This window comes from Pseudomonas neuropathica, from assembly GCF_015461835.1.
Classification (GTDB): Bacteria; Pseudomonadota; Gammaproteobacteria; order Pseudomonadales; family Pseudomonadaceae; genus Aquipseudomonas; species Aquipseudomonas neuropathica.
The window spans coordinates 161277-174485 of record NZ_JACOPX010000016.1; the positions used below are offsets into that span (position 1 = coordinate 161277).

The following is a 13209-nucleotide window of genomic DNA, read 5'->3' on the forward strand; positions in this document are numbered from 1 at the left end:
CGGCTCCTGCTTAAGGCCGCGAAGCGGCGTCAGTGACCACGTAGGACCTGGGCAACGGTCGCAACGTTGTGGGCGAGGTGCAGCGGATTGATCGTCCCGACAATAGCACTGGCCACGCCTGGTTGCGCGAACAGCAATTCGAAGCTGGCGCGCACCGGGTCCACGCCCGGGCTGAGGCATACGTGACCGCTGGCCAGGGCTTTTTTCACCAGAATGGCTTTGCCGTGGGCAGCAGCATAGTCAATGACAGCCTTCTCGTTTTGTTCGTTCAGATTGTAGGTGACCATCGCGCAGTCGCCTTGCTCCAGAGCTTTCAAGCCACCTTCGACGGTTTTGCCAGAGAAGCCGAAGCCGCGAATCTTGCCCTCGGCCTTGAGCGCCGCGAGTGTCGCGTACACCTCAGTGTGCTCAAGGATCGCCATGTCGTTGCCGTCGGAGTGCACCAGCACCAGGTCGATAAAATCGGTTTCAAGACGTTGCAGGCTGCGCTCAACGGACATGCGCGTGTGCGCGGCGCTGAAGTCGTGGTGCGACAAGCCATCGGCAAACTCTTCGCCGACCTTGCTGACGATCACCCAGTCTTGTCGTTGGCCGCGTAGCAACGGGCCAAGGCGTTCTTCGCTGCGACCGTAGGCCGGGGCGGTGTCGATCAGGTTGATGCCCAATTCCCGCGCCTGACGCAGCAGCATCCGCGCTTCATCGTCGCCGGGGATCTGAAAACCGTTGGGGTATTTCACCCCTTGGTCACGGCCGAGTTTGACCGTGCCCAGGCCCAGTGGCGAAACCGTCAGGCCGGTGCTGCCCAGCGGGCGATGAAAGTCATGCAGGCTGGCAATGGTCATGGCAGCAGTTGCTCCCAGGCGGGAATGCCCATCGGTGGTTTCGGCAGGGCCGGTAAAGGCTCGCTGGTTTGCGGCTGGATACCGTCGCGCTCCAGTGCGGCGATCACCCGGTCAGCGAAGTCCGGTGCCAGCGCCAGTTTGGTCGGCCAGCCGACCAGCAAGCGGCCTTGCTCGGCAAGGAAGGCGTTGTCCGGGCGCGTCAGCCCGGTTTGCAGTGGCTCGGCACGGTCAACCCGCAGGGTCGCCCATTGCGTAGTGCTGAGGTCGATCCACGGTAACAACTGCGCGATCTCTTTCTGCGCGGTGGCAATCTGCTCGGCCGGCTCGCGGTTCACACCTTCGCTTTCGGCGATGTCGCCGCCCATGTACCAGACCCACTGGCCGTCAGCGGCTGGATGCGTGGTCACAGTGATGCGCGGTTTGGTGCCGCCGCCCAGGCAGTGGGCGTACAGCGGCTTCAGACCTGGGCCTTTGGCGATGATCATGTGCAGCGGGCGGCGTTGCATGGCCGGCTGGCTCAAACCGAGGTCTTCGAGCAGTTGGGCAGTACCGGCACCGGCGCTGAGGACAATGCGTTGCGCGCGGATTTCGCGACCATCGACTTTCAGGCCGACCAGCACGCCGGCCTCCAGCAGTGGCTCGATAGTTTGCCCGGCGAGCAGGCCATCGCCGGCCAGATCGGCCAGGCGCTGGATCAGGCTCGGTACGTCGACCACCAGTTCGGCAAGGCGATACACCTTGCCCTTGAAGCGTTTGTCTTGCAGGGCCGGCGGCAATTGCTCGCCCTTGACCTGGTCGACCCGGCCGCGCACGGCCTTACTGGCGAAGAAACTGGTGAGGTTGCCCGCCAGAGTACCCGGCGACCACAGGTAATGGGCCTCGGACAGCAGGCGCACGCCGGACAGATCCAGCTCGCCACTGCCGGCCAGCGCTTCACGCCAGCGGCGTGGCATGTCGGCGATGGCTTCCGAGGCGCCAGTCAGCGCGCCGTGCAACGCGTACTTGGCGCCGCCGTGGATGATGCCTTGGGACTTCACACTCTGCCCGCCGCCGAGGCTGGCGCTTTCCACCAGCACGGTCGAAAAACCCTGGCGGCGCAGACGCGCATTCAGCCAGAGGCCGGCGACACCAGCGCCGACAATCAGAACGTCGGTGGAAATAACGGATGGCATGCAGCGACCTCAGTGTTCAAGACGAGGGCGCAGTATACAGACTCGGGAAAGGGGCGGATTTGTCGATGATCAACAGGTTGAACGCAAATCTGTAGGAGTGAGCCTGCTCGCGACGGTGTACCAGACGACACAAGTGTTGAATGAAAGACCGCTATCGCGAGCAGGCTCACTCCTACAAGGGAATGTGTTTGTCGTTAGTGGCCGGCAGTCTTGGAGAACAGCTGGATCACCACGACACCCAGCACGATCAACGCCATCCCGAGCATCGCCGGGATATCCAGTTTCTGCCCGTAGATAAACAGCGCCGCGACGCTGACCATCACAATCCCCATTCCTGCCCAAACCGCGTAGGCCACGCCGACCGGAACGGTGCGCACCACCAGCGTCAGCATCCAGAACGCAATCGCGTAGCCGACGATAACCAGCACCAACGGCAGCGGCGTGCTGATGCCTTTGACGGCTTTCATCGACACGGTGGCAATCACTTCGGCGCAGATGGCAATGGCCAGGTAGGCGTAGGCGTTCATGGTTCAAATCCTCAATGTGAAACGTTGCTTGCTGAGGCGGCATTCTAGTGATTCGCCAGATGGGGTAAAGTCATTACCTATCTACTACAGAGATGGGTTGGTGAATCAGCATGCAGTGGAATCTGGATCAACTGCGGGTGTTTGTCGACGTCGCCGAACACCGCTCGTTTTCCGCCGTGGCGCGCCAGCAGCGTAAAGCGCAGTCGGCGATCAGCAGCGCGATTGCCATGCTCGAAGATGACCTGGGCGTCAGCCTGTTCGAGCGTAGCAGCGGCCGTCAGCCAACGCTCACCGAGGCGGGCGAAGCGCTGTTGGAAGAGGCACGTGAAGTCCTGCGTCAATGCGAGCGCCTAAACGGTCGGGCGATGGCGATGCTGCGCGGCCAGGAAGCACAACTGCGCGTGGCTCAGGATGAGGCGATGCCCTATCAGGCGCTGGTGGAAAGTTTCGGTGAACTGGCCGAGCAGTTTCCCAGTCTTGAAGTGCAACTGACCAGCGCCGCGCAAGGCGAAGTCGCACGCAAACTGGTCGAGCGTCGTGCCGACCTCGGCCTGTTGTTCTATCACGATGAAATCCCCGAAGCGCTGGAGCGCCGGGTACTCGGCAGCGTCGAAATGGTCACGGTCTGCGGCATCAATCATCCGCTGGCGAAGCAGTCTTACGTGACCTGCCAGCAACTGGCGCAGCACCGGCAATTGTTGATGTCGACGCAAACCAGTGTCTATCCCGGCAACGAGCCGGCCAGCCCGCAGGTATGGCGCGCCGACAGTTTTTACGTGATGTCCGAATGGCTGGTGCGCGACCTCGGCTGGGCCTGGTTGCCCCGGCATGTGGTGCAGTACTCGGCCTATCAGGGCTTGATGGTCGAACTCGACAGCGAATGGACCCCGCCGGCACTGGTGGTGGAACTGGTCTGGCGCCGCGACGAACCGCTCGGCCCGGCCGCGCGTTGGCTGGCGGAACGTTTTGCCGTGCACTTGCGGGCGATCGGCGACAAAAGTCGATAAACTCCGCCGCCATGAATAGAACTCTGTACACCGCGCTGTTTTACCTGGGACTGCCATTGGTGGCGATTCGGCTATGGCTGCGGGCGCGCAAGGCGCCGGCGTATGCCAAGCGAATTGGCGAACGTTTCTCCTACGGGATGCCGACGCTGCAACCCGGCGGCATCTGGGTGCACGCAGTGTCGGTGGGCGAAAGCATTGCTGCGGCGCCGATGATCCGTGCGTTGCTACAACGTTATCCACAACTGCCGATCACCGTGACCTGCATGACCCCGACCGGTTCGGAGCGGATTCAGGCGCTGTTCGCCAATGAGCCGCGCATCCAGCATTGCTATCTGCCCTACGACTTGCCGTGTGCGGCGGCGCGTTTTCTTGATCGCGTTCAGCCCAAGCTTGCGGTGATCATGGAAACCGAGCTGTGGCCCAACCACATTCATCAGTGCGCCAAGCGCGGTATTCCGGTGGCGCTGGCCAATGGACGTTTGTCCGAGCGTTCGGCGCGCGGCTATGGCCGCTTTAGCAAACTCACCGCGCCGATGCTCGCCGAAATGAGTTTGTTCGCCGTACAGACCGAAGCCGAAGCCCAGCGCTTCCGCGATCTCGGTGCACGCCCGGAAACCGTCGAGGTCACCGGCTCGATCAAGTTCGACCTGACCATCGACCTGCAACTGCTGCAACGTGCCGCTGACTTGCGTGGCCAGTGGCAGGCGCTGGAGCGTCCGGTGTGGATTGCCGCCAGCACCCATGAAGGCGAGGACGAAGTGATCCTTGACGCCCATCGCCGCTTGCTGACCAATCACCCGGATGCGTTGCTGATTCTGGTGCCGCGTCACCCGGAACGTTTCAACTCGGTGTTCGAACTGTGCCAGCGCGAAGGCTTTACCACGGTGCGGCGGTCGACCGGCTCAAATGTCGATGCGCAGACGAGCGTGCTGCTCGGCGACACCATGGGCGAGTTGCTGTTTCTCTATGCCTTGGCGGACAGCGCGTTTGTCGGCGGCAGCCTGGTGGCCAATGGTGGGCACAATCTGCTGGAGCCGGCAGCCTTGGCCAAACCGGTGATCAGCGGCCCGCACCTGTTCAACTTCCTCGACATCGCCGCGCAATTGCGCGAAGCCGGAGCGTTGGCCGAGGTCGATGATGCCGAAGGGCTGGCGGTGGAAGTGCAGCGGCTGTTTGAGCTGCCGCGCGATGCGCAGCGTATGGCCGACGCCGGGCTGGCGGTGATGCGCCGTAATCAAGGCGCATTGCAGCGTTTGCTGGATGGTTTGGGCCGACTGATCAAGTAAAGCAAAAAGATCGCAGCGTGCCGCAGCTCCTACATTGGAATGTATTTTCCTGTAGGCGCTGCGGCACGCTGCGATCTTTTGTTTTTAAGGCTTAAGGCCGGGCCTTGAGCTGCGCTTCGGCCGCTTTGGCCAGATCCGGCGGCAGGAAGTCCTTGTCCGGGTTGTAGTCGGCTTTCAGATAACGCCGCAGATCTTCCAGATCCCCCGGATTCAACGTTCCCGCCGCCTGCTTCAAGCGCAGGTTGTCGAGGATGTAGTCATAACGCGTGTTGTTGTAGTTGCGCACCGAGGTGTACAGCTGGCGCTGCGCATCGAGCACGTCGACGATGTTGCGCGTACCGACCTGATAACCGATTTCCGTGGCTTCCACCGCACTCTGGTTGGAAATGATCGACTGGCGACGCGCCTGCACCTGCTCGACGTCGGTGTTCACCGCGCGGTGCAGGTTGCGGGTGTTCTCGACGATCTGCCGACGCAAGGATTCGCGCTGCTGTTCGCTCTGATTCAGTTGCTCATAAGACTGGCGCACTTGCGAGCTGGTCAGCCCGCCGCTGTAGATCGGGATGTTCAGTTGCAGGCCGACCGTGCTCTGCTCGACATTGTCACGGTACGGCACGCCAAAGGCGTTCGGGTTGGAAAAGCCGAGGGCGTCGTTGTCGCCTTTTTCGTATTTGGCTACGGCATCGAGGGTCGGCAAGTGGCCGGCTTTGCGCTGCTTGAGGGTCTGCTCGGCGGAGCTGACGGCGAAGTTGCTCGCCAGCAGATTGAGGTTCTGTTTCGCCGCGGTATCAACCCACGCCTTGGCGTCGTTCGGCGCTGGCGGCAGGATCGGCAGCGTGTGGACGATGCCCTGAATCGAGTTGTACTGGCGGTTGGTCAGGGTGATCAGCGCTTCGAAGGCATCATCGACCTGACGCTGGGCAACGATGCGGTTGGCCCGTGCGGTGTCGTAGCTGGCTTGCGATTGCAGCACATCGGTCTTGTCCGACAGGCCGACATCGAAGCGTTCGTTGGACTGATCGAGCTGGCGCTTGAACGCGGCCTCTTCAGCTTTGGTCGAGGCGAGGTTGTCCTGGCTGCGCAGCACGTTGAAATAGCTTTCGGCCGATTGCAGGATCAGGTTCTGTTCGGTCGCCGACAGTTGCAGCGCTGCTTGCTCGTTGACGTCCTTGGCCGCCTGGTACTGGAACCAGCGATCGGCGCGGAACAACGGCTGGGCCAGAGTCGCCTGGTAGGAGTGAGCGCTGCGGTTGGCAGTGGCCGAGGGCTGATCGATCGACGTCCGCACATTGGCCACTTCAGCACCGCCTGACAGGTTCGGCAGCAGACCGGCGCGGGCTTGTGGCACCACTTCTTTCTGTGCGCCGTACTGCGCGCGGGCGGCGGCGAGGTCGGCGTTGTTGTCGACCGCCTCCTGATAGACGCTGACCAGATCGGTTTTGGTCGACAAGGGCGCTTCTGCTGCCCAGGCCATTGCGTTGGACGCACAAGACACGGCAAGAGCCAGTGAGAGTTTGCGCAGCATGAGGCGATCCCTAGCATTAATATTATGGAAGTAATCCGGGCGCCAAAGGTAAGGCGCAGGCCCCACAGCGTCAAGGCGTGGCGGGGCAAAGCGAGTGTAGTTGTGCATTTGCCTCACAACAATCGGCCAAGCCCCTGTATTTATGCCATTCATCATGGTGTTTGCTGCGGTGTTGGCGTTCTTTGCCGGTTGTGTCTAGACTGGCCGGGTTCTTGTCGGGGTGCCTTGCTATGAGGCTGAGATCGAATAATTTCGGATCCCGTTGAACCTGATCAGGTTAGCGCCTGCGTAGGGAACAAGATTTCTCGTCACCCGGCGAGTCCTCTTGTGCTTCGTCCGGGAAATTGTTCGACAATCGAACGCTCGACGACGAGGCACAGCACCGGTCCTGGTGCGTCCGTGCCTTTCAGGTTCTGCTCCGACAATCCACTGCCTGGATGCTGTCTGGAGAGCCCGTGATGACGACAAAATCAAAAAACGCGATCAACCTGAGTGACTCGGCCAAGGTCGATGAACAATCGGTCAAACCGTTCACCCGTTCGCAAAAAGTCTACGTTCAGGGCTCGCGCCCGGACATCCGCGTGCCGATGCGCGAAATCACCCTCGACGTGACGCCGACCGATTTCGGCGGCGAAATCAACGCGCCGGTCACCGTGTACGACACCTCAGGTCCGTACACCGATCCGAACGTGGTGATCGACGTGCGCAAAGGCCTGGCCGACGTGCGTTCGGCGTGGATCGATGACCGTGGCGACACCGAGCGCCTGGCGGGCCTGAGTTCCAACTTCGGTCGCGAGCGCCTCGCTGATCCGGAATTGACCAAACTGCGTTTTGCCCACGTCAACAACCCGCGCCGCGCCAAGGCCGGTGGCAATGTCACGCAGATGCACTACGCGCGTCAGGGCATCATCACGCCCGAGATGGAATTCGTCGCCATCCGCGAAAACATGAAGCTTGAGGTGGCCCGCGCCGCCGGCCTGCTGGATCAGCAACACCCGGGGCACAGCTTCGGCGCCAGCGTGCCGAAAATCATCACCCCTGAATTCGTCCGTGAAGAGATCGCCCGTGGCCGCGCAATCATTCCGGCCAACATCAACCACACCGAACTGGAACCGATGATCATCGGCCGTAACTTCCTGGTGAAGATCAACGGCAATATCGGCAACAGCGCGCTGGGTTCGTCCATCGAAGAAGAAGTGGCGAAACTGACCTGGGGCATTCGCTGGGGCGCGGACAACATCATGGACTTGTCCACCGGCAAGCACATTCACGAAACCCGCGAGTGGATCATCCGCAATTCGCCGGTGCCGATCGGCACGGTGCCGATCTATCAGGCGCTGGAAAAAGTCGGCGGCGCGGCCGAAGACCTGACCTGGGAGCTGTTCCGCGACACGCTGATCGAGCAGGCCGAGCAGGGCGTCGACTACTTCACCATTCACGCCGGCGTGTTGCTGCGCTACGTGCCGCTGACCGCCAAACGTGTGACCGGTATCGTTTCCCGTGGTGGTTCGATCATGGCCAAGTGGTGCCTGGCGCATCACAAGGAAAACTTCGCCTACACGCATTTCGAAGAAATCTGCGAAATCATGAAAGCCTATGACGTCAGCTTCTCGCTGGGTGATGGCTTGCGTCCGGGTTCGATTGCCGACGCCAACGATGCCGCGCAATTCGGCGAACTGGAAACCCTCGGCGAACTGACCAAGATCGCCTGGAAGCACGACGTGCAAACCATGATCGAAGGCCCGGGCCACGTGCCGATGCAGTTGATCAAGGAGAACATGGACAAGCAGCTGGAGTGCTGCGACGAGGCGCCGTTCTACACCCTCGGCCCACTGACCACCGACATCGCGCCGGGCTACGACCACATCACCTCGGGTATCGGTGCGGCAATGATCGGCTGGTTCGGTTGCGCGATGCTTTGCTACGTGACGCCAAAAGAACACCTGGGCCTGCCGAACAAGGATGACGTGAAGACCGGGATCATCACCTACAAGATCGCCGCCCACGCAGCGGACTTGGCCAAAGGACATCCTGGCGCACAGATTCGCGACAACGCCTTGAGCAAGGCGCGCTTTGAGTTCCGTTGGGAAGACCAGTTCAACCTCGGTCTGGACCCGGACACTGCGCGTTCGTATCACGATGAAACCCTGCCGAAGGATTCGGCCAAGGTCGCGCACTTCTGTTCGATGTGCGGGCCGAAATTCTGCTCGATGAAGATCACTCAGGAAGTCCGCGAATACGCGGCCAACCAGCGGATCGACGCGGTCGACGTGGACGTCGCCCAAGGCCTGGCGGAACAGGCCGAGCGGTTCAAGAAGGAAGGCAGTCAGCTGTACAAAAAGGTTTGATCTGACCTGACATTGATGGTGCCTGTGATGGACCCTTCGCGAGCAAGCTCGCTCCCACATTGGAATGCATTTCAACTGTGGGAGCGAGCTTGCTCGCGAAGGCGTCAGAACAGACACCTGAGATTTCAATGAAAAAAATACTCCTCCGAGATAACACCCTTGAGCATTCAACCCAGCACCTATTCTCCCGACCTCGCCGTACCCGCCGACAAGCGTGTGTTCGGCGGTCGCGATCTGTTTTCCCTGTGGTTCTCCCTCGGCATCGGCCTGATGGTTTTGCAGACCGGCGCATTACTCGCGTCTGGCCTGGGCTTGTCCGGTTCACTGCTGGCGATTTTCCTCGGCACGCTGGTCGGCGTACTGTTGCTGGCCGCCGTCGGCGTGATCGGCAGCGATACCGGCCTGTCGTCGATGGCCGCGCTGAAACTGAGCCTGGGCAGCAAAGGCGCGAGCCTGCCGGCGTTGCTCAATCTGCTGCAACTGATCGGTTGGGGCTCGTTCGAAATTATCGTCATGCGCGATGCGGCCAGCCTGCTCGGTACCCGCGCGTTCAGCGAAGGTTCGCTGTGGTCGAACCCGCTGTTGTGGACGCTGTTTTTCGGCGCGCTGGCGACCTTGCTCGCGGTCAGCGGGCCGCTGACTTTCGTCCGGCAGATTCTGCGCAAGTGGGGCATCTGGCTGTTACTGGCGGCGTGCCTCTGGCTGACCTGGAACCTGTTCGCCAAAGCCGATCTGGACGATCTCTGGTCGCGCGCCGGTGACGGTTCGATGCCGTTCGCCGTGGGCTTCGACATTGCGATTGCAATGCCGCTGTCATGGCTGCCGCTGATCGCCGACTACTCGCGTTTCGGCAAGCGGGCGAAGAATGTTTTCGGCGGTACTGCGGTCGGTTTCTTCATCGGCAACTTCTGGCTGATGAGCCTCGGCGTTGCCTACACCCTGGCCTTCGCGCCAAGCGGTGAAGTCAATGCGCTGCTGCTGGCATTGGCCGGTGCCGGTCTGGGCATTCCGCTGCTGCTGATTCTGCTCGATGAGTCGGAAAATGCCTTCGCCGACATTCACTCGGCGGCGGTTTCCAGCGGGATTCTGTTGCGCCTGAAAGTCGAACATCTGGCCTTGGCCATCGGCGTGATCTGCACGCTGATCGCACTGCTGGCGCCGTTGGCGCAGTACCAGAATTTCCTGTTGCTGATCGGTTCGGTGTTTGCGCCGCTGTTCGGCGTGGTGCTGGTCGATCACTTCATCCTGCGCAAGCGCAGTGCTCAGGTCGCGTCAGCCGCATTGCGCTGGCCGGCGTTGTTGGCGTGGCTGGGTGGCGTGAGCACCTACCACTTGCTGGCGAATCTGTATCCGGATGTCGGCGCAACCCTGCCGGCGCTGGTCCTGGCAGGGCTGTTGCAGCTAGTGCTGGGCCGGGCTTTCAGTTACGGCCGGGAAACAGCTCGGGCTTGAGAATGCCGTTCAGACGCGGATAAGGAATCTTCAGTTCGACGTGGCCCAGCGCGTAAGGCGCAATGGTGGTCACGTCGTACTTGAGGATCACACCACCATAAGTCAGCGCCACGTTTGGGGTTTTCACGAACGGCCAGTTCGCCACGAACTCAGGCTCCTGATCGAGCTTGGTGCTGATCAACCAGCTGTTGTGCGCGACCTGCGCCGCTTTCCAGAACGCCTCTTCCTGACCCGGCATCAACATGTCGGACAGGTTCAGCACCTTGTGCTGCTGGCGCGAATAGTTGATGAAACCGCGACCCGGGGTGCCATGGGCGCCGCCGGTGTCGAGGTAGCTTGAGAGTTCGATGATCACCAAGCCGTCATGCTGCTCGCGTACTTTTGCTTGCAGGTAGCTGCTGTTGCGCGGGCCGGCGCTGGCCAGAAACTGATCGCGATAAGCCGCCAGGGTTGGCGCTACCGGGGCGTTTTTCTCGGTGCGGGTCATTTGCAGCAGGCGTGTTTCGATGATGCCGTCCAGCGCAGGTTCGGCCGGGAAGCGCAGGGTGTCGATGTTCACCAGCGGGCAATCCGGGTTGGAACAGCCCGGTTTCAGTTGTTCCGATGCATCGCGGGTGGTTTCCAGCGGTGTGCGGTAGTTGGGCTGGAACAGGCTTGCGCACGCGCCGAGGGTCAGGGCGATGGCGGCCACGGAGGCAATTTTGAAAAGCGACATGGGCGTCCTTTCGAAAGCAGGGGAAGGCAAAAAGATATCCGCTTCGACTCTCGCAGAAGCAGTCAGTTCGCCACTAAGCTAATTAGAGTGGGTTTCGCCTCCACCGTCCATCCCGCTGACGGTAAAGGGGCTGCATCAAACCGTTCGGGCGCGTTAGGATGGCGCGAAGTCGAGGTTGCCAGTCACCAACAGCAACCTCGTAATGGATCTGCAGTAAAGAGGATGCTCATGACTGATTTTGCCAACGCCATTCCGACCACTGTCGACGTCGTGCGACGCGAGCGCTGCTACGAGGGTTTTTACAAACTCGATCGTTTGCACCTGCGCCATGAATTGTTCGCCGGTGGCATGAGCCGCGAGATCAACCGTGAAGTGTTTGTGCGTCACGATGCCGTGTGCATGCTGCCCTACGATCCACAGCGCGACGAAGTGGTGTTGATCGAGCAGTTCCGCGTCGGCGCCATGGGCAAGACCGACAATCCGTGGCTGGTCGAATTGGTCGCTGGTCTGATCGACAAGGATGAACAACCGGAAGAAGTTGCTCACCGCGAGGCGCAGGAGGAAGCTGGGCTGGACATCAAGGCCTTGTGGCCGATGACCAAATATTTCCCGTCGCCGGGCGGCAGCAACGAGTTCGTGCATTTGTATCTGGGGCGTTGCAGCACTGACGGCGTTGGCGGCCTGCATGGCCTGGAAGAAGAGGCAGAAGATATCCGCGTCACGGTCTGGGCCTTTGAAGATGCCTTGCAGGCCGTCCGTGACGGACGCATTGCCAATGCGGCGAGCATCATCGCTTTGCAGTGGCTGGCGCTGAACCGCGCCGAAGTGAGGGGGTTATGGTCGTAAACAAATTGCGCGATCGCTATCGAGTCGACCTCGTGGGGCTGCAAGCCGCCTGCGAGGCCAACTACGCGCGCCTGATGCGACTAGTGCCAGACATGCGCAACGAGCCTGAGGCGCGGCGCATCGCCGTGACCCAGGGCGAGCAGATGCTCGGCGTGCTGGCCCTCGAAGTGCTGCAAACCTGCCCGTACACCACCACCTTGCAAGTGCGCCAGGAACACAGCCTGCCGTGGCTGCCGGTGCCGCAGCTCGAAGTGCAGGTCTATCACGACGCGCGCATGGCCGAAGTGGTCAGCGCCGAACATGCACGACGCTTTCGCGGCATCTATCCTTACCCGAACGCCGCGATGCATCAGCCGGATGAAAAGGCTCAGCTCAATCTGTTCCTGGGGGAATGGTTGAGTCACTGTCTGGCGTTGGGGCATGAGTACGAAGTCGTACGCTAGTTGTGAACTGCGTCCGGTTCGGCGGTTTCCTCTTTCCCTGATCCCCCAGCATAATTGCCGCACTTGATCGATTCCGTGCTTTTGCCCTGGGAGAGCGCCTTGCCGAGCGTATCCACGTTGACCACCGCCGATACGGCGCTGCTGGTGCAGTTGTCCGACAGCCATCTGTTTGCTGAAACGGACGGCACGCTGCTGGGCATGAACACCCGTGAAAGCCTGCAAAAGGTCATCGAGTTGGTGCTGGAACAACAGCCGCAGATCGATCTGATCCTGGCCACCGGTGATATCTCGCAAGACGGCACGCTGGAGTCGTACCAGCAGTTTCGCCAGATGAGCGCCCAAATCACTGCCCCGGCGCGCTGGATTCCCGGTAATCATGATGAGCCGATGATCATGGCCCAGGCCGCCGTGCAAAGTCCGCTGCTGGAGCCAGTGGTCGATATCGGCAACTGGCGGGTGACTTTGCTGGATTCGGCGGTGCCGGGTTCGGTGCCGGGGTTCCTGCAGGACGATCAATTGCAACTGCTGGTCCGTTCGCTGAGCGAAGCGCCGGAGCGCCATCACCTGGTGTGCTTTCACCATCATCCGGTGTCGATTGGTTGTGCGTGGATGGAGCCGATCGGTTTGCGCAATCCCGAGGCATTTTTCGAAGTGCTGGATCGTTTTCCGCAGGCCCGGGCGGTGTTGTGGGGGCATGTGCATCAGGAGATCGACTGCGATCGCAACGGCGTACGGTTAATGGCTTCGCCTTCGACGTGCATTCAGTTTGAGCCGGGGAGTGAGGATTTCAGGGTGGGGGAGCAGGCGCCTGGGTATCGCTGGTTGCGGTTGTTGCCGGATGGGCGGTTGGAAACCGGTGTGGAACGCGTGACTGGATTCGCCTTCACCGTCGATTACGGATCCGAAGGCTACTGATCGAATCAAAAGCCCCTCACTGTAGAGACCGGTACATCCTTTACAAATTAGACCGGGGACATCGTTTACACCTTTACAGGCTTGAAACGCGTTTGGCGCCGCTTTCAAGCCTGCCTAAACAGTGGCTGCAA

12 protein-coding genes and 1 riboswitch are annotated in these 13209 nt (G+C 61.0%); of the genes, 7 read left to right on the top strand and 5 right to left on the bottom strand.

Going from position 1 to position 13209, the window contains the following annotated elements:
* Positions 1–29 precede the first annotated feature (29 nt).
* The 3 genes from H8F23_RS22985 to H8F23_RS22995 form a co-directional block, all read right to left on the bottom strand.
* Positions 30–842 carry an aldo/keto reductase gene (locus tag H8F23_RS22985; RefSeq protein ID WP_194935875.1) on the bottom strand — a complete coding sequence of 271 codons (813 nt, stop codon included), beginning with the start codon at positions 840–842 and terminating at the stop codon, positions 30–32.
* Positions 839–2014: an NAD(P)/FAD-dependent oxidoreductase gene (locus H8F23_RS22990; RefSeq protein WP_194935876.1), complete on the bottom strand. Its 1176-nt coding sequence runs from the start codon at positions 2012–2014 to the stop codon at positions 839–841. The genes H8F23_RS22985 and H8F23_RS22990 overlap by 4 nt, the downstream gene beginning before the upstream one ends.
* Before the next feature lie 194 nt (positions 2015–2208).
* Positions 2209–2541 carry a DMT family transporter gene (locus H8F23_RS22995; protein ID WP_007915730.1) on the bottom strand — a complete coding sequence of 111 codons (333 nt, stop codon included), beginning with the start codon at positions 2539–2541 and terminating at the stop codon, positions 2209–2211.
* A 110-nt stretch (positions 2542–2651) separates the two neighbouring features.
* Between H8F23_RS22995 and H8F23_RS23000 the strand changes: the two genes are divergently transcribed.
* Together H8F23_RS23000 and waaA are read left to right on the top strand one after the other, a co-directional pair.
* Positions 2652–3548 carry a LysR family transcriptional regulator gene (locus H8F23_RS23000; protein WP_093430146.1) on the top strand — a complete coding sequence of 299 codons (897 nt, stop codon included), beginning with the start codon at positions 2652–2654 and terminating at the stop codon, positions 3546–3548.
* Between the two features lie 11 nt (positions 3549–3559).
* A complete protein-coding gene (gene waaA, locus H8F23_RS23005; RefSeq protein WP_194935877.1) occupies positions 3560–4834 on the top strand; it encodes a lipid IV(A) 3-deoxy-D-manno-octulosonic acid transferase in 1275 nt (424 codons plus the stop codon).
* A 91-nt stretch (positions 4835–4925) separates the two neighbouring features.
* Here waaA and H8F23_RS23010 read toward each other — a convergent pair whose 3' ends face one another.
* Positions 4926–6359, bottom strand: coding sequence for a TolC family outer membrane protein (locus H8F23_RS23010; RefSeq protein WP_093430148.1), 1434 nt, complete (start codon positions 6357–6359; stop codon positions 4926–4928).
* Positions 6360–6565: 206 nt separating this feature from the next.
* Positions 6566–6671: riboswitch (TPP riboswitch) on the top strand.
* 146 nt (positions 6672–6817) lie between these two features.
* Here H8F23_RS23010 and thiC point away from each other — a divergent pair.
* Together thiC and cytX are read left to right on the top strand one after the other, a co-directional pair.
* Positions 6818–8707 carry a phosphomethylpyrimidine synthase ThiC gene (gene thiC, locus H8F23_RS23015; RefSeq protein ID WP_194935878.1) on the top strand — a complete coding sequence of 630 codons (1890 nt, stop codon included), beginning with the start codon at positions 6818–6820 and terminating at the stop codon, positions 8705–8707.
* A 159-nt stretch (positions 8708–8866) separates the two neighbouring features.
* Complete coding sequence (gene cytX / locus H8F23_RS23020; RefSeq protein ID WP_194935879.1) at positions 8867–10159, top strand: putative hydroxymethylpyrimidine transporter CytX; 1293 nt, start codon at positions 8867–8869, stop codon at positions 10157–10159.
* On the opposite strand, the gene H8F23_RS23025 is transcribed toward cytX, so the two are convergent.
* On the bottom strand, positions 10128–10874 hold the full coding sequence (locus H8F23_RS23025; RefSeq protein ID WP_194935880.1) for an RsiV family protein: 747 nt from the start codon (positions 10872–10874) through the stop codon (positions 10128–10130). The two genes, cytX and H8F23_RS23025, sit on opposite strands and share 32 nt — an antisense overlap.
* Before the next feature lie 228 nt (positions 10875–11102).
* Between H8F23_RS23025 and H8F23_RS23030 the strand changes: the two genes are divergently transcribed.
* From H8F23_RS23030 to cpdA, 3 genes are all read left to right on the top strand, one after another.
* A complete protein-coding gene (locus tag H8F23_RS23030; protein WP_034151670.1) occupies positions 11103–11720 on the top strand; it encodes an NUDIX domain-containing protein in 618 nt (205 codons plus the stop codon).
* Positions 11711–12163, top strand: a complete 453-nt coding sequence (locus H8F23_RS23035; protein ID WP_034151669.1) for a DUF1249 domain-containing protein — start codon at positions 11711–11713, stop codon at positions 12161–12163. The genes H8F23_RS23030 and H8F23_RS23035 overlap by 10 nt, the downstream gene beginning before the upstream one ends.
* 99 nt (positions 12164–12262) lie before the next feature.
* The gene (gene cpdA / locus H8F23_RS23040; protein WP_194935881.1) at positions 12263–13078 is read left to right on the top strand and encodes a 3',5'-cyclic-AMP phosphodiesterase; all 816 of its coding nucleotides are present in this window, start codon (positions 12263–12265) and stop codon (positions 13076–13078) included.
* Positions 13079–13209: the final 131 nt, after the last annotated feature.